General features: G+C 63.2%; 18 protein-coding genes. 5 read left to right on the top strand and 13 right to left on the bottom strand.

Annotation, left to right across the window (positions count from 1 at the left end):
• Complete coding sequence (gene cysS / locus QRN54_RS02225; RefSeq protein ID WP_003945830.1) at positions 1–1,395, top strand: cysteine--tRNA ligase; 1,395 nt, start codon at positions 1–3, stop codon at positions 1,393–1,395.
• A 2-nt stretch (positions 1,396–1,397) separates the two neighbouring features.
• Complete coding sequence (gene rlmB, locus QRN54_RS02220) at positions 1,398–2,369, top strand: 23S rRNA (guanosine(2251)-2'-O)-methyltransferase RlmB (RefSeq protein ID WP_003945749.1); 972 nt, start codon at positions 1,398–1,400, stop codon at positions 2,367–2,369.
• A 34-nt stretch (positions 2,370–2,403) separates the two neighbouring features.
• On the opposite strand, the gene QRN54_RS02215 is transcribed toward rlmB, so the two are convergent.
• Positions 2,404–4,185 carry an ABC transporter ATP-binding protein gene (locus QRN54_RS02215; protein WP_285181514.1) on the bottom strand — a complete coding sequence of 594 codons (1,782 nt, stop codon included), beginning with the start codon at positions 4,183–4,185 and terminating at the stop codon, positions 2,404–2,406.
• Positions 4,182–5,810 carry an ABC transporter transmembrane domain-containing protein gene (locus QRN54_RS02210; RefSeq protein ID WP_003945642.1) on the bottom strand — a complete coding sequence of 543 codons (1,629 nt, stop codon included), beginning with the start codon at positions 5,808–5,810 and terminating at the stop codon, positions 4,182–4,184. The genes QRN54_RS02215 and QRN54_RS02210 overlap by 4 nt, the downstream gene beginning before the upstream one ends.
• A 200-nt stretch (positions 5,811–6,010) precedes the next feature.
• On the opposite strand from QRN54_RS02210, the gene QRN54_RS02205 reads away from it, so the two are divergent.
• A complete protein-coding gene (locus QRN54_RS02205) occupies positions 6,011–7,000 on the top strand; it encodes an iron-siderophore ABC transporter substrate-binding protein (RefSeq protein WP_003945426.1) in 990 nt (329 codons plus the stop codon).
• 4 nt (positions 7,001–7,004) lie between these two features.
• Here the strand turns inward: QRN54_RS02205 and QRN54_RS02200 are convergent, their stop codons facing one another.
• Together QRN54_RS02200 and QRN54_RS02195 are read right to left on the bottom strand one after the other, a co-directional pair.
• Positions 7,005–7,802 carry a helix-turn-helix domain-containing protein gene (locus QRN54_RS02200; RefSeq protein WP_285181513.1) on the bottom strand — a complete coding sequence of 266 codons (798 nt, stop codon included), beginning with the start codon at positions 7,800–7,802 and terminating at the stop codon, positions 7,005–7,007.
• 180 nt (positions 7,803–7,982) lie between these two features.
• Positions 7,983–8,702, bottom strand: coding sequence for a hypothetical protein (locus tag QRN54_RS02195; protein WP_003945935.1), 720 nt, complete (start codon positions 8,700–8,702; stop codon positions 7,983–7,985).
• Between the two features lie 365 nt (positions 8,703–9,067).
• Here QRN54_RS02195 and QRN54_RS02190 point away from each other — a divergent pair, with 365 nt between their 5' ends.
• Positions 9,068–9,709, top strand: coding sequence for a hypothetical protein (locus QRN54_RS02190; RefSeq protein ID WP_047269642.1), 642 nt, complete (start codon positions 9,068–9,070; stop codon positions 9,707–9,709).
• An 88-nt stretch (positions 9,710–9,797) separates the two neighbouring features.
• Here the strand turns inward: QRN54_RS02190 and QRN54_RS02185 are convergent, their stop codons facing one another.
• The 7 genes from QRN54_RS02185 to QRN54_RS02155 all read right to left on the bottom strand — a co-directional run bounded on the left by QRN54_RS02185 (position 9,798) and on the right by QRN54_RS02155 (position 15,696).
• Positions 9,798–10,490 carry an LpqN/LpqT family lipoprotein gene (locus QRN54_RS02185; RefSeq protein ID WP_058039314.1) on the bottom strand — a complete coding sequence of 231 codons (693 nt, stop codon included), beginning with the start codon at positions 10,488–10,490 and terminating at the stop codon, positions 9,798–9,800.
• A 77-nt stretch (positions 10,491–10,567) separates the two neighbouring features.
• The gene (locus QRN54_RS02180) at positions 10,568–11,440 is read right to left on the bottom strand and encodes a 5-oxoprolinase subunit C family protein (RefSeq protein ID WP_050657005.1); all 873 of its coding nucleotides are present in this window, start codon (positions 11,438–11,440) and stop codon (positions 10,568–10,570) included.
• Between the two features lie 57 nt (positions 11,441–11,497).
• The gene (pxpB, locus tag QRN54_RS02175; RefSeq protein ID WP_285181512.1) at positions 11,498–12,112 is read right to left on the bottom strand and encodes a 5-oxoprolinase subunit PxpB; all 615 of its coding nucleotides are present in this window, start codon (positions 12,110–12,112) and stop codon (positions 11,498–11,500) included.
• Entirely contained in the window at positions 12,109–12,870 is a 762-nt protein-coding gene (locus QRN54_RS02170) for a LamB/YcsF family protein (protein WP_209911288.1), read from the bottom strand. Before QRN54_RS02170 ends, pxpB begins: the two co-directional genes overlap by 4 nt.
• 34 nt (positions 12,871–12,904) lie before the next feature.
• Positions 12,905–13,786, bottom strand: a complete 882-nt coding sequence (locus tag QRN54_RS02165) for a metal ABC transporter permease (protein WP_003945811.1) — start codon at positions 13,784–13,786, stop codon at positions 12,905–12,907.
• The gene (locus QRN54_RS02160; RefSeq protein WP_285181511.1) at positions 13,783–14,643 is read right to left on the bottom strand and encodes a metal ABC transporter ATP-binding protein; all 861 of its coding nucleotides are present in this window, start codon (positions 14,641–14,643) and stop codon (positions 13,783–13,785) included. Before QRN54_RS02160 ends, QRN54_RS02165 begins: the two co-directional genes overlap by 4 nt.
• Positions 14,644–14,745: 102 nt before the next feature.
• Positions 14,746–15,696, bottom strand: a complete 951-nt coding sequence (locus tag QRN54_RS02155; protein ID WP_047269639.1) for a metal ABC transporter solute-binding protein, Zn/Mn family — start codon at positions 15,694–15,696, stop codon at positions 14,746–14,748.
• Between the two features lie 139 nt (positions 15,697–15,835).
• Here QRN54_RS02155 and QRN54_RS02150 point away from each other — a divergent pair, with 139 nt between their 5' ends.
• Positions 15,836–16,924, top strand: coding sequence for a LacI family DNA-binding transcriptional regulator (locus QRN54_RS02150; RefSeq protein ID WP_003945452.1), 1,089 nt, complete (start codon positions 15,836–15,838; stop codon positions 16,922–16,924).
• Positions 16,925–16,927: 3 nt separating this feature from the next.
• Here QRN54_RS02150 and otsB read toward each other — a convergent pair whose 3' ends face one another.
• Together otsB and kstR are read right to left on the bottom strand one after the other, a co-directional pair.
• A complete protein-coding gene (otsB, locus tag QRN54_RS02145; RefSeq protein WP_003945932.1) occupies positions 16,928–19,468 on the bottom strand; it encodes a trehalose-phosphatase in 2,541 nt (846 codons plus the stop codon).
• 87 nt (positions 19,469–19,555) lie between these two features.
• A complete protein-coding gene (gene kstR, locus QRN54_RS02140; protein ID WP_003945752.1) occupies positions 19,556–20,194 on the bottom strand; it encodes a cholesterol catabolism transcriptional regulator KstR in 639 nt (212 codons plus the stop codon).
• Between the last annotated feature and the right edge of the window lie 79 nt (positions 20,195–20,273).

The raw sequence follows: 20,273 nt of genomic DNA, 5'->3' as shown, positions 1-20,273 counted from the left end.
GTGACCCTGCGCCTATACGACACCGGTACGCGGGCCCTTCGGGATTTTGTTCCGTTGGCCCCCGGACATGCATCGGTGTACCTGTGTGGGGCGACAGTTCAGGGTGATCCTCACATCGGACACGTTCGTAGCGGCGTCGCTTTCGACGTGCTGCGTCGCTGGCTGTTGGCGCACGGCAACGACGTTGCCTTCGTGCGCAACGTGACGGACATCGACGACAAGATTCTCAACAAGGCCGCCGGCGCCGGTCGACCTTGGTGGGAGTGGGCGGCGACGTTCGAGCGGTCGTTCACGTGGGCCTACGACCAACTGGGTGTGCTGCCGCCGTCCATCGAGCCGCGGGCCACCGGTCACGTGACGCAGATGGTCGAGATGATGGAACGCCTGATCGAGAACGGCCACGCGTACGCGGCGGGCGGCGACGTCTACTTCGACGTGCAGAGCTACCCCGAGTACGGCGCACTGTCCGGCCACAAACTCGACGACGTTCATCAGGGCGAGAGTGCGGCCGAGGGCAAGCGCGATCCTCGCGACTTCACCCTCTGGAAGGCCGTCAAGCCCGGTGAGCCCTCGTGGCCGACACCGTGGGGACCCGGCCGTCCGGGCTGGCACCTCGAGTGCTCGGCCATGGCGGAGTTCTATCTCGGGGCGGCATTCGACATCCATTGTGGTGGACGCGATCTCGTCTTTCCGCACCACGAGAACGAAATTGCGCAGGCCAAGTGCGCCGGCGACGATTTCGCTCAGTACTGGTTGCACAACGGCTGGGTCACGATGAGTGGCGAGAAGATGTCCAAGTCGTTGGGCAACGTTCTCTCGGTGCCGAACGTGCTCAAGAAGGTTCGTCCGCAAGAACTTCGGTACTACCTCGGTAGTGCGCACTACCGTTCCAATCTCGAGTACTCGGACGAGGCGTTGGACGAAAGTGCGAAGTCCTACCAGGGGCTCGAGTCGTTCGTCCTGCGCACACACAAGCGTGCGGGCGGCGTCGAACTCGGTACGTGGACCGAAGGTTTCGCGGCGGCTCTCGACAACGACTTGTCGGTGCCGATCGCGTTGGCCGAGATTCACGGCAAGGCGAGCGAGGGTAATTCCGCGCTCGCTGCCGGTGATCTCGACGCGGCTCGGGTGGCTGCCGGCCAGGTGCGGGCCATGCTCGCGATCCTGGGCGTCGACCCACTCGACGAGCATTGGACGCAGTCCGGTGGCGACACCGAGACGGCAATGGAAGCTTTGGACGTGTTGGTGCGGGCCGATCTCGATCGTCGGCAGCAGGCACGTACGGAAAAGAACTGGGCGGTGGCGGACGAGGTTCGCGATCGCCTCATCAAGGCGGGTATCGAAGTAACCGATACTCCCGACGGACCCGAATGGTCCCTTAAGGCAGGGCAGTAACAATGGCTGGAAACTCGAGCAGGCGCGGCGCAGTCCGTAAGGGCGGCACCAAGAAGGGCCAGGTTGCCGGTTCCGGCGGTAAGCACCGTCGCGGTCTCGAAGGGCGTGGCGCTACGCCGCCCGCCGAGGCACGCACCAAGCATCCCGCGGCAAAGCGTGCAGCGCGCGCCGCACGTGCCGACGAGAAGCAGGGCCGCGGTGGCCGTCCGGGTCCGGGCCGCAAGGTTCTCGACGGTCCCGAGACAGTGCTCGGACGCAACCCGGTGGTCGAGTGCCTACGCGCCGGCGTTCCGGCGACTGCACTGTGGGTCGCCGTCGGCACCGAGAGCGACGATCGACTGAAGGAATCCGTTCAGCTCGCTGCGGATGCCGGCATCTCGATCCTCGAGGTCCCCCGCACCGATCTGGATCGCCTCAGCGCCAACGGTCTTCACCAGGGCATCGCCCTGCAGGTTCCGCCGTACCGCTACGCGCACCCGGACGATCTTCTCTCGGAGGCACGCAAGCATGCCGAGCCGCCGCTGCTCGTCGCGCTGGACAACATCACCGATCCCCGCAACCTGGGTGCCGTCGTGCGCTCGGTCGCAGCTTTCGGTGGACACGGCGTCGTGATTCCGGAGCGTCGTAGCGCGAGCGTGAGTGCTGTCGCTTGGCGTACCAGCGCCGGCGCTGCCGCTCGTTTGCCGATTGCTCGGGCAACCAACCTCACCCGCACGCTCAAGGACTGGGCATCGAAGGGTGTTCAGGTCGTCGGTCTCGACGCCGAGGGCGACACCACTCTCGACGATTTCGACGGCAGCGGTCCCGTTGTGATCGTGGTCGGTTCCGAGGGCAAGGGTCTTTCGCGCCTCGTCCGCGAGAACTGCGACGCGATCCTGTCGATTCCGATGGCCGGTCCGGTCGAGTCGCTCAACGCCTCGGTTGCCGCCGGAGTCGTCCTGGCGGACATCGCCCGCAGGCGTCGTAGCAGCTGAGTTGTAACGGCTTTCGGGTGAGTCTGGCGGGGTTCTAGCTCCGTACCGACCAGGCTTCCCACAGTGCAGCGTAGGAACCGTCCGCGCCGATCAGTTCGTCATGTGTTCCGCTCTCGACTACGCGGCCACCGCTCATGACGAGTATGCGATCGGCGCGGACTGCTTGGCTCAGCCGGTGTGCGATCACCACGGCGGTCCGGCCGGTGACTGCTAGCTCGGCTGCCTGATCGAGTAGACCGGCTGCGGTGGTTCCGGCTTCGGCAGTCGCCTCGTCGAGGATGACGACGGGAGGATCGAGCAGAGCCAGTCGGACGAGGGCTATGTGCTGTGCCTGCGCCGCCGTCAACTGGTACCCACCGGCCCCGACCCTGGTCTCGAGTCCGTCCGGAAGCTCATGAATCCATTGAGCTTTCATCGTGTCGACGGCTTCGGCGATCTTCGCATCGTCCGAATCTGGTGCACACAACCGGAGATCGTCGGCGATCGTCCCGACGAACACGTGAACTTCCTGGCTGACGAGGACGACTTCGTGCCGAAGTTCGGCATCACTCAGGTCGTCAATCAGTGTGCCGTCGACGGTGATTCGCCCGTCCCCGACGGGAATGATGCCGGCAATCAGTTTGGCGAGCGTGGTCTTTCCGGCGCCGCTGCTTCCGACGACGGCGATTCGTTCTCCCGGTGCGATCGAGATCGAGATCGAATCGATCACCGGGGTGGAGTTGTCGTACGAGTAGGAAACCCGGTCCACCTCGACGCCGATGGGTTCGGACCGAGCCGAGGCAGGAATGCTCGTGGGCCGCCCGGGCATCGCGGTGACTCCGATCAGGCGAGCCAGGCTGGCACCCGCATCCTGCAATTCGTCGATGTTCGAGAGAAATACCGCGATGGGGCTGAACAGACTGTGGAAGTAGAGGGCGGCGGCGGTAGCGGCCCCGATGGACACCGAGCCTGTGGTCACGAGCCAGTAGCCGACGCTCAGGACGGCGGCCAGTCCGAGCAGTTCGGCGCCGTTGAGTTGGGCGAAGAAGTTGGTGCGCAGGCGAACTGCCTGCATGTCGAAGCTGATGGCGTGCTCGGAGGTCTCGGCGATTCGGCCGATGTGCTCGTCTGTTCGCCGCAGGGCAGTGACAGTGCCTGCGCCTCCGAGAGTTTCGATGAGCTGTTGTCCCCGCCTGGCCTGCGCAGCGCGAGAGCGTCGGTAGACGGGTCCGGAGCGTCGGAGGAAATGACGAAGAGCGAAATAGTGAATCGGCGCAACGGCAACGATTGCCACGGTGAAGCGCCAATCGATCACTCCCACACCGACAAGCGTCAGTGAAATCATGAACAGGGCAGACACGGTGGCGGGTAGTACTCGCGCGATGACGGTGTTTACCGCTTCGACGTCGCCCGAGACCCGGGAAATCAGATCACCGGTTCCGGCATCCTCGACCAGTGACGACGGCTGCGCGAGGGTGGCGGCGAACACGTCCTCACGAAGATCGGCCAGCACGTTCTGCGCGACATTCGCCAGAAGCTGTGTGCTCCACCAGGTCAGCGCAACCCCTGCTGCCGCTGCGCCGAGCATGAACGCGGTGATACGCAGGAGTGAGGCAAACGGTTTGCCCTCCGTGACCGCATCGACCATCAGTCCGAGCAGTGCCGGGGTGGACAGGCCGCAGGCCGTAGCAGAGAGAAGCACGACGGTCGTGAGTGCGAGCGCTCGCTTGCGTGGCCGAAGCAGTGCGATCAATGCGCGGACGGTCTGTTTGGTCGACGCGATCGGCAGGGCAGATACAACCGGAACAGCAGATGCATCCGGAAGGATATCGGTCACAGCGACTCTCCCTCCCGAACGCCGTGGTCGATCGTGACGACACGGTCACACGAATGGAGCAGGGTCGGGCTCGAGGTGATCACCAGAATGGCCTTGTCGGGAAAGTTTCTCAGGGAGTGTGCAATTCGATGCTCGGTGACAGAGTCCACGGAAGTGGTGGGTTCGTGGAGGACCAGGATCGGCTGGGGTTGATGGAGAGCGCGGGCGAGGAGAAGGCGTTGTCGCTGACCTCCGGAGAGTTTCTTTCCTTGCTCGCCTACCTCGGAGAGGTGGCCGTCGGGCAGATGCGTCAACACGTCGTCGAGCGCAGATGACGTCATTGCCGACGAGTCGACGTTCGGTGCAGCCAGATTGTCGAAGACGGTGCCGGTGAACACGGTTCCTTCATGAGCGGAGACGAACACCTGATCACGAACTCCGTCCGGGCCGAGGTCGGTTGCATCGGTGCCGAATACGAAGTAAGAGTCGGGGGCGAGCGGGGTCTGATAGGCGAGTTGTCGTGCCAGTCGGTCGGCGGAATCGTCAGCGCGCACGCCCACCACTTCTCCGCGGCGAGCTGAGACGACGGTTCCGCTGTCCGCCGAAATCAATAGGGCGTCTTCAGTTCTGGCAGGTTCGGTCGCGGCCGTGGGGGCCAGCGATTCGATCAGGTGTGGCTCGGCCAACAGTTCGGACAGTCTGCGCGCGGAACCTCGCTTGGCAGCGAGTTCGGCACCGAAGAACCCCAGCGTTTCCATCGGACCGGCAATCACTCTGCTCAAGCCGACAACGGTGACGAAGTTGCCCACGGTGATCGTGCCTTGATGCGCCATCCACGCGGCTCCAAGCGCAACCGAAGCCAGCACCAACGCGGAGACCCCGGAATTGAGCGCGGTCAGGCTGGACATTGCTCTGACCGTCCGGATCGCTGCCTTCATCGACTCCCGGCTCGCGTTGACGTATCGCGACAGGGCGGTGGGTTCAGCCCCGAAACCCTTCAGTACCCGCAGGCCCAGCGTGAAATCCGTTGCAAGCATGCCCGCCTCGGCTGCCTTCTTCTGCTCTGCATACACGCGCTCGTCCAACGGACCGCTGATCTTGTGGATGAATATGAGCTGCGCAGCGGTGATGAGTACGACGATCAGTGCGAGCGGCCACGAGACGAAGGCAAGCGAAATCACTGCCGCGGCGAGCCCCGCAAATGCCGAGCCCTGTTCGGCGACAACCCAGGAGAAGCCCGAGACGTGTGAGGCATCCGAGGTAGAGATGGTGAGAACTTCACCCGTCGAACGCTGAGCTTTCATCCCCCTGGCATCGAGTATTCGTCTGGCAGCATTCAGTCGTAGGTCGTGTTCGCCGTAGACGAAGACCTGCGTGTTCAGGCGAACTGCGATGCGCCACGACAGAGCGAGTCCCACGAACAGAGCACACAGCACCGCAAGCCACACGAGAAGTGCTGTGCTGTCGGACTTTCCGATTGCCCGGTCGACGACGGTGCCGATCAGCACCGGGATGAGGGCTTGAGCTACCTGATACGACGCCTGCCCGGTGACGGCTGCAACCAGTCGCGGGCCGCGTCCGGAGGAGAATGATCCGACTCGGATCATCTCCATCGGACCGGAACGAGTTTCGGGCAGCGCTGACACTCGTGAAACTCCTCGCCCAGATCTGAACACTCGTTGTGCAGTTCTACGGTAGAGCCGGTGCGAGTGCGGAAAGTGCTCGCAGATGCCAAGGGCTACGCGGCAGCGGACAGATGGAGTATCGACACCCCATTACCGGGATCGGGTCTCGATATACCTGGCTGGTCGAAACAAAGTACGTTTGCGAAGAGAGCTGACAGAAGATGAAGAGCACTACCCGAATAGTGGCTGCGTTGGCCGCGATTGCCCTGCTCGCAGGCTGCCAGAGCAGCACCGAGTCAACAGCGTCGGAGGGCACGACGCAGTTGGCCGAGGCCGGCGCGCTGCCGGTCACCGTTGATCACGCGTACGGGTCGACCACCATCGAGACCGAACCTCAGCGGATCGTGACGATCGGCTGGAACAGCCAGGATTCGGTCCTCGCACTGGGCAAGACACCCGTCGCCATGGAGTCGTTCAGTGGGGCAGGCTTGGAGAACGGCATCCTGCCGTGGGACGAAGAATTGTTGGGCGATGTCGAACCCACGTTGCTCGACAGCACGTCCGGTGTGCCGTTCGAGCAGATCCTGGCGTTGGAGCCGGACGTGATCATCGCAGTGGTCTCGGGAATCACCGAAGACGACTACGCACGTCTTTCCCAGATCGCACCCACCATTCCGTTCAAGGAGACCGCATGGGCGACCACGTGGCAGGAACAGTTGTCGACCATCGGATCAGTACTCGGCCAACCGAAGCGGGCTGCCGAGCTGATCGAGGAAACTGACGATTCCATAGCCGACCTGGCTGCCGGATCCCCGAATCTGAACGGGAAAACCTTGACCTTCCTCTCGGGAAACATCGACGGCCTCACCAATTACTGCGCTGACGACGGCCGAGTCATCCTGATGTCCCAGCTCGGACTGAAGCAGTCGGCCGGAAGCGCAGAGCTGTGCGGCGACACCCAGGGGTCGGTGACTGCATCGCGCGAACAGTACAACGAACTGGACGCGGACGTGATCGTGCTCAACGACGCGAGTGGGCAGGGGCTCCCCGGATTGATGGGGGACAAGTTGTTTGCCGACCTGCCGGCAGTCAAGGACGGCAGGCTGATTCAGCAGCTCGGTCTGGCACGAGTCATGGCCTTGGCTTCACCCACGTCGCTGAGCGTCAAATATGCTTTCGCGGAACTGGTCTCGAAGATGAACGGGTTCTGACCAGTTAGGCTGACAACTCGCACGCGTCCGAGTAGTAGTTCTTCGGTGTGCGTCCGGTGACCTTGCGGAACACGCTGGTGAAGGCGCTGGGGGTTTCGTATCCGACGCGACGGCTTACCGTCGAAACAGGAACGCCCGCAGCGAGATAGGACATCGCAGCGCGGACGCGAACTTGAATTCGCCACTCGGTGAAGGACATCCCCGTGCCTTGAGAGAACACACGGCTCAGGGTACGGGGGCTTCCGCCTACCACATAGGCCCAATCGGCAAGCCCGCGTTGATCGGCGGGGTCGGCGATCAAGCGGCGTGCAACGGCGAGGGCCCGGGGATCGGCGGGCATCGGTACTGCGACATCAGCCGCCTCGATGGGCGCGAGCGTGTCGAAGACTACGGATTCCGCCCGCAAGCGAGCCTCGGTAGGCATGTTTCGCTGGTGCAGATGGATGAGCATCGTCTTGACGACGTCGTCGATGCCGATGATCGCGGGTTTTGTCCACGGGTGGGGGAACGACTCGGGCCGGAAATAGGTGAAGCGAGCCTCGGTGGATGCGCCGAGCGTGATGCGCCGTGGAGTTCCAGCCGGAATCCACATGCCGACCGTCGGTGGTATCTGCCAACGAACGTCGTCGATGTACGCGTTCATCTCGCCGGAAGCGCCCCAGAGGAGTTCGTGTTCGGGATGGCGGATCTCACGCCACGAGCGCTTCTGATCACGCCCGATGGTGGACGTCGTCATCGAGAAGGGGAGCGGAACGTACCGGCCTGCCGGCACAGCCCAGTACGGAAATCCTGTGGAACTCATCGGTGGATCATACCGCGAATGACTTAGGTAATGCTTTCCTATTTGATTCTTGATGCAGGCGCGACGGAAGTGTGATCGCCACAAAAGATCGAGGGTGGCACCGAGTCCGAAGACTCGATGCCACCCTCGAACACATTCCCCGACGGAGTGTTTACAGGTGGAGCAGGCGGTGCGGGTGAATCAGCTGCCGTTGGCCAGGACACCGCTGATGATGTCGGAGATGAAGCCGGCCGGGTTGTCCAGGATGGAGGAGCCGGCCGAACCGGTTCCGCCCTCGCCGTCAGAAGAGCCGAAGCCCAGATCCGCAGAGCCTGATGCGGCAGCCTCACCGGGGTTCTTGGCGCGGATCTTGGCGTAGACGCCGCTGATGTTCTGCTCGGTATTGAACGTCGAGATACCGATCGAGCTCGACATTTCCTGGTACGAACCGATCGGTGCATCGTCGGCGACGAGGTACTGCGCCTCGATCGTCACGGTCTTGCTTCCGGTGGGTGAGATCAGCCAGCCGGTGCTGGGTACATTCACGGTTCGGGCGGCGGTGTCAACCGAAGGCGTGACGGATTCGGTCTTCTGACCGCCGATCAAGTGCCACGCGTTGACCGTCGCCGTGCCCTGGATGTACTTGAACGTGGCGGGGTAGCGGTCGACGAACTGGTCGACGTAACGCTCGGGGTGGCCTGTTGTGGAAATGACCGTGCGCACGGTGACTTTGCCGCCGGGTGCAACTTCGCCGTCGCCCACGATGCTCTTGGTGATCCGGACGTTGGAGGAGTTGACCGTTGCCGCGGACGGGTGGGTGGCATCGGCGCTCGCGGTGCCTGCGGTCATCACGAGTCCGCTGGTGGCAAGTGCAGCGATTGCGATTCCGGTGAGTGTTTTGCGCATTGAAAAACGTGACATGAAATTCTCCGTTCGAGGGGTTCACGCTGACGGCGATGGGATGACTCTTCAAAGGTTGCGCCGCGGTAACCATTGAAACCTATCGGACGCTTGCCTATGTATCAGTTCGGCAGAATTTACGGAAAAGTCCGAATTGAGAGGACTTTTTCGGTGTCGATTGCCTGCCGTTAACTGATTGTCGACTATTTCGACGAAAAGTTGGGCGAATGTCCAGGTCGACTGTATCGTACTTCGAGAGTCGGGTTGCAACAAGTTCCAGTAATCAATGAATTCGGTTGTCCTGGAACCACACAGAGTGGAGATTGTTCGTGGCAAAGTTTGGATCCAGGAATCGTAGTCTGTCCACCGTTGGAGCTGGTTTGGGGGTGATCGCTCTTGCTGTGGGCGCAAGCGCGCTGGGTGCGGGAGTCGCGACTGCCGAGACAGCAACTTCCGGTGCCTACACATTTACTCGCACCGTGGACAATGCGTCGCCGAAGATCGGTGACACGATCACCTACACGACAGTGTCGAAGAAGAGCGGAATCGACGGGTATATCAGCAGGTTCACCGAGACGCATGCCGCATGCTTGACCTTTGTCCCGGGCTCGGCGAAGGTCACGAAGTTTCACGTTGGCGGGACGATGACCGAAACCACTGAAACGCCGGAACTGACAGCCACGACGCTCGAGGTGACCAGTGCCGGCTGGATCAACAACGGCAGCAAACCGGTGACCATGAAGACCAGCTACACGGTTACTGCTTCGTGTGCGCCGGGAACCGTGTACGGAAGTGGATTGGCGGTAGGTGCCACGGTGATGGGCAACGGATTCCAGTCGAGTGCGAATTTCGCCAACTTGGGCCCGTCCATCACTGTCCGCGCCGCGGATGTGGTCGATCCGGTTGACCCGGTTGATCCGGTTGATCCGGTTGATCCCACTGGCCCCGGAACCGGTGGCGGAATCGGATCGCTCGGCTCGTTGAGTGGTGGCCTCGGTTCCCTCAGCGGCCTGTTCGGTTCGAGCTAGGCGAGAGTTGTGAAACGGCGGGCCGAGACTGTCGTGGTCTCGGCCCGCCGCGGTTGTTCGGTGATCGGGTATTCAAACCATCAGGTGCTCAGCCGAATTCGATCGAGGTGTTGATTTCTTCCACCTGGTTGGAGGTCTGCATGTTCGTCGTGTCGGTGAACTGGTTTGCAAAGCTGACCAGGTAGACCGGCGAGTTGTCGTCGGCTTGGTAAGCGACGACCGTCATGACGGCGTAGAGCGGAACGTCCAGGTTTGGGGCGGTCCAGGTTCCGGAGAGGCGGAAACCCTGCTGTCCGTCGACGTCGATCTCGGTGTACTTCACCTCGGTCCACCCGTCGAGAGTGGCGATCGTTTCACGCGCAGCGGCAAGAACCTCGTCTTTTGTTGCGGTGCCTTGATTTTCGACCGTCACCGTGGTGTTCGGCATGAAACCGCTGGGTTCCTGGCTGTTGCTGGACAATGCGTCCGTAACGCCGGCAGGGATGTTCTCGCCGTGAGTCCAGCTCGGCGGGAGGCTGACGCTGATGCTCGGCGCTTCGGGGTCGTCGCCGGTTTCGATCGTCGTCCGCTCACCGATGAACGGTGTTCCGTCCCGTAATGTCGGCGTCGCGGCAGCGGCAGACGACGAGGATGCAGAACTTTCGGAAGCAGTGGTCTCACTGGTGTTGGTATCACTGGAGACGGCGTCGCCGCTTTCCGAACTGCTGCATCCGGACAAGACGAGTGCAGCAGTGATCAGTGACGCTATTCCGAGAGCAAGTGTGCTGCTCTTAGGGCTCATAGTGTGACAGTCCTTCAGGTTTTGGCGACGGCCGAGCGCCGCCGGCAGCATTGCTGGCGCGGCTGAGACTATCAGCGCTACGACGGCCGAGTAGTGGCCTTGAAGGTAATGGTGCTGCCGGGCCGCAGCTGTGCCAGCGACGCAATCCCGGCGTCGGAAACGACGGCGATGACCGGGTATCCGCCGGTCACGGGATGGTCGGCGAGGAACACGACGGGCTGGCCGCCTGGCGGCACCTGGATGGATCCCGTCACGACGCCTTCGCTCGGCAATTCCCCGGTGCGTGAGCGATGCAAAGGCCCTTGGCCCTGTAGCCGGACCCCGACTCGGTTGGTGTGTTCGGTGACTTTCCACGTGGTGTGAAGGAGCGCGTGAACGGATGCGGCGGTGAACCAGGAATTTCGGGGGCCGAGCGTGATCTCGATCGGAACCGCGCCGAGTGCAGGTGCGGGCGGTGGAATCAACTCTTCGGTGGGCCACGTCCCTTCCTCGGCCCCGAGGAGGACTAGATCGCCGGCGGCGAGCGGCGGCGGCCCGAGTCCGGAGAGCGTGTCGGTGGATCTGCTTCCGAGTACCTGCGGGACGTCGACGCCACCGCGTGCAGAGATATACGTTCTCAACCCGGTTGTGCTGTAACCCAATTCGAGAATGCTGCCACTACCCAGATGGATGCTCGCGTAGTCAGGTGCCGGCCGTCCGTCGACGGCCAGCGGCACCCGCGCGCCTGTCGCTGCCACCGTCATCGAACCGACGGCCCGCATAGCGAAACCCCCAGCGGTGACTTCGATGGTTGCTGCTCGAAAAGTGTTGCCTACGAGTCTGTTGGCGCTGTCGTGCGAGATCATGTCGACGGCGCCGGATCTTCCGACCCCGAGGGCGCCGTAGCCTCTCCGCCCGCGGTCCTGAACTGTGGCGAGCGGGCCGGTACGCGCAACCTCGAGCCAGGCCATGAATCCATTGTCCCGCAACAGCGCGGTGAAGACACCAAAATCATGCTTGCACCAAAATCATGCACGGACAAAGGTGACTGTGGTGCCGGGTAGAAGCAGCGCCGGCGGGCGGCGCTCGGCATCCCACATCGACAGTTCCGTCGTTCCGATCAACTGCCAGCCGCCCGGGGAGCTACGCGGGTAGACGCCCGAGAACGGTCCGGCCAACCCGACTGCACCGGCCGGGACCTGCCTGCGCGGGTCCGATCGACGTGGAACTTCGAGCTTTCTCTCGTTGCTGGTCAGATACGCGAAGCCGGGGGCGAAACCGATGAACGCGACGGTCCACGACGCAGACGTGTGAGCATCGATCACACCGTCGACCCCGAGGCCGGTCAGCTTGCCCACCTCTACGAGATCGGGGCCGTCGTAGCGGACCGGAATCTCGACAGCAGACCCGCTCTCGTCTGCTGTGAGTTCGATCGGTACGGCCCCACGTACCCATTTCTCCACCAGTTGGTGCGCGGTGATCGTGTTGTCGTACTCGATCAAGATGGTTCGCGCCGCGGGAATCAGGTCGATCACGCCGGGGATCCGACTGGCGTCGAGAGCCCTGAAGTTGCCCAGCACGCTCGGCAGTTCGTCGTACTCGACGAGGACTGCGGATTCACCGGCGGGCAGGATCGTGATCATGTGAACGGCGTGATCTCGACGTCGGAAGATTCGAGGAGAGCACGGATTGCCACGGCCATGTCGACGGCTGCCGGACTGTCACCGTGCACGCACACCGATGCGGCAGCGACTTTCAACGTGCTCCCGTCGACTGCGTCCAACTCGCCGTCGACGACCATTCGCCGAACCCGTTCTGCAACAAGCGTCGGGTCGTGCAGAACGGCGCCCGACTCGGTGCGGGGGACCAGGGTGCCTTCCGCCGTGTACGCACGATCGGCAAAAGCCTCGGCGACCGCGTCGAGACCGGCCTCGCGCGCCTCTTCCAGAAACACCGAACCAGGTAGTCCGAGAACAGGTAGCGAACTGTCATAGGCAACGACGGCGGCGACCACGGCCCGCGCCTGCCGTCGGTGATGGACTATTGCGTTGTAGAGCGCGCCGTGGGGTTTGACGTACGTGACCCGCGATCCGGCGACACGAGCCAAACCGTCGAGTGCCCCTATTTGATAAATGACGTCGGCGGTGAGGTCCTTCGGGGACACGTCGATGAAGCGTCTGCCGAAACCGGCGAGGTCTCGGTACCCCACCTGCGCGCCGATCCGGACGCCGCGGGCGGCGGCGGATTCGCAAGTCGCCAACAGCGTTGTCGGGTCGCCGGCATGGAATCCGCAGGCGATGTTCGCGCTGGTGACAAGTTCGAGCATGGCGTCGTCGTCGCCCAGGGTCCAGGCTCCGAAGCCCTCGCCGAGGTCGCTGTTCAGATCAACGCTGTAGCCCATACCTCGATTCTAGGTAGGTATGGGCTCTCGGTGTTCAGGCGTGCGCCGGAATCCGTCCGGCATTCTTGCGACGTGCGGATCCGAAGAGTCGGCATATCAGGTAGATCACGAACGAGACCGAGGTGACGAAACTCGAGACGGGAACGCCGGGGGCCAGCGAGAGAAGGATGCCGCCGACGGCTGCCAGTTCGGCGAACACGACGGAGAGGATCGTGGCCTTGAGTGGGCTTGCCGTGACGTACGCGGCGGCCGCTGCGGGGGTGATCAGCAGCGACATCACCAGCAGAGCACCGACGATCTGTACGCCGAGTGCTGCGGTGATGCCGACCAACACTGCGAACACGATCGACAGTGCCCGGACCGGAACACCGCGAGCTGCAGCAACTTCGGGGTCGGTGCTTGCGAACAGCAAAGGGCGGTAGATGAATCCGAGTGTGCCGATCACGATGACCGCGCACAGCAGCAGAAGTTCGAGACCACTGTTTCCCGGCGCCACGATCTGTCCGACCAACAACGAGAAGCTGGTTCCCGTGCGACCGTCGTACGCCCAGAGGAACAACACCGACAGGCCGAGGCCGAAAGCCATGATCACGCCGATCACCGAATCTCGGTCGCGCGCTTTGGCTCCGAGCAGTCCGAACAGCACTGCCGCGACCACGGATCCGACGATGGCACCGAAGCCGACGCCCACACCGACGAGAAGTGCGGCGGATGCGCCCGTCAGTGACAGCTCACTCGTTCCGTGCACCGAGAACGACATCTGACGGCTCACGATCAGCGGCCCGATGATGCCGGCCAACAATCCGAGGATGGCACCGGCAATCAACGCCTGTTGGACGAAGTCGTACTGCAGTAGGTCGACGGTGGCGGACACGTCGAACATCCGCGACATCGCGTCGGTGAACTTGTTACTCATTGGTGGTGATCCTCATCAGAATGGTGAACGCCTTCTCCCGGGCGTAGTCCGCCTGCGCTGCCGAGCGCGTCGATGGCGTCTCCGGTGCCGATCACGACGAGGCGGCCACGAACCTGCAACACTTCGACGTCGGTGTTGTACAGATCCGAGAGAACCTCGGACGTCATCACTTCGGCCGGCGTCCCGATCCGGAATTTACCGTCCACCAGATAGAGCACTCGATCCACCAACGGCAGGATCGGATTGATCTCGTGCGTCACGAACAGCACCGCGGTGTCATGGCTGCGCCGACGCTTGTCGATCAGCGTCGAGACCAGGTGCTGGTTGGCGAGGTCGAGGCTGAGCAGCGGCTCGTCGCACAACAGGATCCGCGGGTCGCCGACCAAAGCCTGTGCGATCCGCAGTCGCTGCTGCTCACCGCCGGACATGGAACCGATGGGAGCGTCGGCGAACGACTGGGCGCTGACCTGTGCGATGGCGTCGTCGACGATCTTGCGGCGACGACCCCGACGCAGTAGGCCCGTACCCCATTGGTGACCGTCGACGCCGAGGCCGACCAGGTCGCGGCCGCGGAGCGGGAGGCCGTCGTCGATCGATTTCTGCTGCGGGATGTACCCGACGTGTGAGTTCCCGGCCCGTGCCGGCGTGCCGACGATCTGTGCACTACCGCCGCTGAGTTGTAGTTGGCCCAGCAGAATCTTCAGGAGCGAGGTCTTGCCCGACCCGTTCGGCCCGAGTACGGCGATGAACTCACCTGGCTGTACCTCGAGATCGAGCCCGTCCCACAATGTGCGTGCACCGAAGGACAATCGAGCGTCCTTCAGCGTCACAGCGGGCACGGAGGCCTCTGAAGGCACGGTGTTACCAGAAGGCACGGTGTTACCAGGGGGCACAGGAGTATTCGCGGAAGTTTCTGTCACAAGCCGATCGGTTCTTCTCGGAAATGGTGGGGCAAATAATTACTGGGCAGAGAGGGCGTTTGCGAGCGACTCCGCGGTCTGCGTCTGCCACTGAATGTAGTCCAGGCCCTCGGGGAGAGTCTCCGTAACCTCGACGACGGGCACTCCGGCGGTTTCGGCTGTGGTGCGCATGTCCTGGGTCACTTTGTCCTGCGTCTGGATGTTGTAGACCAGTGCGCGGGCCTGCTTCTCCGAGAGGAGCTGGCGCGTTGCGGCGATTGCGGCCGGTGAAGGATCGTTGCCGTCTTCGATGGCACTGGTGAACTCTTCGGGAGTTGCGTCCTTCAGTTCAGCTGCGACCAGGAGGTAGTGCGCGATCGGCTCGGTCTGCGCCACCGGTGCGCCTGCGTGGGCAGCGGCGATGGAATCGGTGATCGCTGTGACGCCGGCGAGCTTCTGGCTGTATGCCTTCGCGTTGTCCTCGTAGGTCGCCGCGTTGTCCGGATCGAGAGCGCTCAGCTGATCGGCCACCGAATGTGCGACGGCGTCGACGGTCGGGATGTCGAACCAGACGTGTTCGTTGACTGCGCCGTGGGTGTGACCGTCATGCGATTCGCCCGCGGTTTCGCCGGCGTGGATGCCGCCGTCGAGCAGGTTGTAGGCGTTGACCGTCTTCTGCTCGCCCTTGCCTGCGTCGAGGACGTCGGTGATGAACTGGTCGTAGCCGCCACCGTTGTAGACGACGAGCGATGCGTCGGTGATCTTGGCGGCATCGGCGGGAGTCGCCTCGAACGAGTGCGGGTCCGCGGACGGCTCGTTGATGATCGACGTCACGGTCAGCTTGTCGCCGGCGACGGCCTGCGCGACGTTGCCCCACACGTTCGTCGATGCGACGACGGTGATGCCGTCGTCCTTCGAGGAGGTTGAGCTGCACGCGGTGAGCGCGAATGCTGCGGCGACCGAGACGGCCGCGAGGGCGGTGGCGGTGCGGAATTTCGACGACGAACGCACGTGCTTTTCTCCTGAACAAAGGCTGGGCTAAATGCTATTGGAAACCGTTACCGTTACACATTAGCGCATAGTCGCTGGTAGTTCACCTTCGGTTCAGCCCCAACGCGCCGTCTGCGGGCACTACGGCTAACGTCCGTTTATGCCCCGGTCCCGTCAGCCACGCCGTCAAGCCACTTTGGCGTCGCTTGCCGCCGAGCTCAATGTGTCGAGAACTACAGTCTCGAACGCGTACAACCGACCCGATCAGCTCTCCGTCGAGCTGCGGGATCGAGTGCTCCAAGCGGCCAAGCGACGCGGATACCCCGGACCTGATCCGGTCGCCCGCTCCTTGCGAACTCGCAAAGCCGGCGCCGTCGGTCTCCTGCTCACCGAAGCACTCAGTTATTCGTTCCGTGACCCGGCTGCCATGAGCTTCCTGGCCGGTCTCTCGGAATCATGTGAGGACGCCGGCCAGGGCTTGCTGCTCATTCCGGCCGGGCCCGGGCGCGACGAGGTGGATGCTGCGGCCGTGGTCCAGCAGGCGGGCGTCGACGGCTTTGTCGTCTACTCCGTGGCCGACGACGACCCGTATCTTGCCGCCGTGCTCGAGCGTCACATTCCGATCGTCGTCTGCGACCAGCCCCGCGAGATTCCCGGTGCATCCCTCGTGGGCATCGACGACCGCGCTGCCATGCGCAAGGTCGCCGACTACCTCATCGGTCTCGGACACCGTGACATCGGCGTGCTCTGCATGAGGCTGGGGCGCGACCGGATGGACGGCGTCGTCAGCCAGGAACGACTCAAGTCCCCACACTTCCACGTCCAGCGTGAGCGGATCGAAGGAGTGCGCGACGCGATGGTGGCGGCCGACATGGACCCACTCTCACTCACCGTGATCGAGCGGTACGTCCACACATCGCAGTCCGGGCACTCGGCGGCGGCGGAAGCTCTCGCGACCAACCCCGAGATCACCGCACTGGTCTGCACCACCGACGTGCTGGCTCTCGGCGCCTTGGACTGGGCGCGCTGGCAGGGCATAGATGTACCTGGCCAACTGTCGATCACCGGATTCGATGGCGTCGACGAGGCGCTGCGTGAATCACTGACAACGGTGCGCCAGCCCCAGGAAGAGAAGGGCCGGCGTGCCGGTGCGCTCCTGATGTCGCCGTCCGGATCCGGCGTTCCGATAGTCGAGATGCTCGACACCGAACTACTGGCCGGGCGAACTTCAGGCCGGATCAAGGGGTAGCGCTCACGCCAGGAGTTGGGCGCAGCGCAGCAATCCCAGATGGCTGTACGCCTGGGGGTGGTTGCCCAGTGAGCGTTCCGCGATGGGGTCGTACTCCTCCGCGAGCAGTCCGGTGGGACCCGCTGCCGCGACCAACTGGTCGAACAGCGCCTCTGCTTGCAGGCGTTGCCCGATCAGTAGGTATGCCTCGACGAGCCAGGCGGCACAGAGATGGAATCCACCTTCTATGCCGGGCAGGCCGTCGTCGTGATGGTAGCGGTATACCGTTGAGCCGCTGCGTAGTTCGGCCTCGGTGGCTACGACGGTTGCAGCAAAGCGCGGATCCGTCGGATCGATCAGCCCCGACAGTCCGATGTGCAGAGTCGCCGCGTCGAGATCGGTACCGTCGTAGGCTGCGGTGTACGACTGGACGTCGTCCTTCCAGCCTTTGTGTCGTACTTCGTCGGCGATCTGGTCACGCAGTTCCGCCCATTCCGGCAGAGCCTCGCGAGAAAAGCGGGTCGCAAGATCGACGGCGCGGTCGACGGTGACCCAGCCCATAACCTTGGAATAGACGTGGTGGCGCGGGTTGTCGCGAATTTCCCAGATGCCGTGATCGGGTTCGAACCAGCGCCGCTGCACTGCTTCGACCATGGCGCACACCAGTTCCCAGTCGCGGTCGCTCAAAGGATCGGGATCACCGGCCTTTTCGCGTGCATTCGCCAGTTCGACGATGAGCTCGACGATCGGGCCGAACACGTCCAGTTGAACCTGCTGATTCGCGGCGTTTCCGACGCGGACCGGCCGGGAGCCGGCGTATCCGGGGAGTGAATCGATGACGGCCTCTGGCGGTAGCGAAGTCCCGTAGAGCGTGTAGAGGGGGTGCAGGCGCTCGGGTCCCGGCAGTGTTTCGAGCACGCGGTGGACCCAGTCCAGGTAGTTCTCGGCCTCGTCGGTGGATCCGACGCTCACGAGAGCTGTTGCGGTGAGGGCGGCGTCGCGCAACCAGCAATAGCGGTAGTCCCAGTTGCGGACTCCGCCGATCTCTTCCGGCAGGGACGTCGTCGCGGCAGCCATGATGGAACCGGAATCGGCGTGGACCAGCCCGCGCAAGGTCAGTGCAGAGCGTTTCATCAAGTCCGGCTTCAGCTTCGGGAGTTCGAGCGTCTTGGCCCAATCGGACCAGTAGGCCTCCGAGGTCGCTCGACGCTCGAGCTCCGGAACGTCGGAAGGGCCGATTTCTTCTGTTCCGCAGCGCAATTCGAGGACGACGTCACCCTTGGACGGCTCGACGATGGCGTGGGCGGTCTGCTGGTTTCCGTCGGTGGCGATGTTCCACAGCACACCGGGGGAGCGGAGTACGTACGGCTCGTTGGTGCCGAGGACCCGAATGCCCTCGTCGACGACCTCGAGCGTGACCTGACCCTGGCCGAACTCGGGACGGGGTGCAAACGAGACGATCGCGTCGGCCTGACCTGAAATGATGCGGGTCAGGTCGGTTCGTCCCTGTGGGACGTCGTGGGGGAGGTAGTCGGTGACGGACAGGCTCGCCCAGCGGGTCTGAACTGTCATCGTGCTGTCGATGTACTTCTGGCTCAGCGGCAAGGCTGTGCGTCGAGGCCCGACCGAGAAGTGGCCGGCCCCGGTTCCGCCGAGAAGGTGTGCGAAGACGGCCGCTGAATCCGGTTCCGGGTGACACAACCAGGTCAGCGTCGCATCCGGGGTCACCAAAGCGACGGTGCGCGGACTGGCGAGCATCGAGAGTCGCTCGATGGGCGGAGCGTCGGCGCCGGAAAGCCACGTACGACGCTCGTCGAGCAGGAATGCCAGAGCGGCAGCGACGTCCTCGGTGCTGTCGACGCGATAGTCGGCGACGGTGTCCCCGCTGCCGACCTTGATTCCGATGTCCGGCCCCTGAAGCCTGCTGAACGCCTTTTCGTCGGTCACGTCGTCGCCGATGAAGACGGCAGCGGTTGCGCCGTCCTGATGGCGAATCAAGTCGAGTGCGTGCCCCTTGTCGGTGGCGATGACAGCCAACTCGACCACCGATTTGCCCTCGGTGACCTGAACGCCTGGCCAGAGTGCCGATTCGGTGCGGACGGCGATGAGCGCCTTCTCGGCGTCGTCGGCACTGGTGTTGCGTACGTGCAGTGCAACGCTGGCGGGCTTCTTCTCCACCGTTGCCCCAGGGGTGTCGGCGGCGATTCGGCCCAACTCGGTGACGATCTCGTCGAGCAGTTTCCTGGCGTCGGCGTCGATCGCGTGAACGAATCCGATGTCGAACTCGGAGCCGTGGCTGCCGACCAATTGCACTTCGGCGGGAAGTCGGGACAGCGCAGCCAGATCCTTGAGGGCGCGGCCCGAGATCACGGCAGCCGTCGTCGACGCGAGGCTGGCGAGAGAGCGAAGCGCACGCACCGTTTCCGCCCGGGGATACGCCTTGTCCGGGTTGGCGACGATGGGTGCCATCGTCCCGTCGTAGTCGGAGGCTACGAGCAGACGCGGCGTGCGTGCCACGCCTGACAGCGCTCGGCGGAGTTCGATGGACAGATCTTGTGCGCTCACCTCTTCAAATCTAGGTGATGCAGCGACTCCTGGCTCGATACGTTTCCGGCCGATCAGTGCAAAAATGACAGATGCGACAAAGGATGTCTATTCGGGTTTCCGAGTTCCGTCACCGAGCAGCAGTTCAACCGTCAATTCCAGTCGATTGGCGACATCGGTAGCCGAAGAGCGTCGCGTGAGCCATGCCACCAAATTGGACAGCCACACATCGGAAATCACGCGCGCGATCGCCAACTGCTCTTCGGTTGGCTCCTCTTCGGTCATCGCTCGTGCGAAGAGGCGGTCCATCAACTGGCCCACCTGATCGACCTCGGCCGCTGCGGAGGCGTCGGCGAACATGAACGCGCGAGTCATCGCTTCGGTGAGGAGCGGATCGCGCTGCATCGCGCGGGTGATGAGGCTGAGGATCAGCTGCATCCGCTCGAGCGGACTGGTTCCAGGCGGGATCTTGCCCTTGGAATCGATCTTCTCGAATTCGCGTGCCAGGGCGGACACCAGTAGGTGAACCTTGGACGGGAAGTAGCGATAGAGCGTTCCGACTGCGACGTCGGCACGCTCGGCCACGGCGCGCATCTGAACAGCCTCGTAGCCCCCCTTGGACGCCAAGGCGAGTGTTGCGTCGAGAATCCGCTTGCGGCGTTCACGTTGCGCGTTGGAGCTGAGATCGTCGTCCCCGAGCGTTGCAGAAGCAACCGCGTTGGAGCGGGATCGGGATGTTGTGGTCATCGACAAATTCCTTCGCGCCTTGACTCTTGGCCAGGTGTCATATTAGAACACGTTCTAAACAATTGTGTCACTTATCGAG

Origin of the sequence: Rhodococcus sp. MEB032, assembly GCF_030208925.1 — a bacterium.
Lineage (GTDB): Bacteria > Actinomycetota > Actinomycetes > Mycobacteriales > Mycobacteriaceae > Rhodococcus_F > Rhodococcus_F qingshengii.
This window is presented reverse-complemented; position numbering and strand designations above follow the sequence as displayed.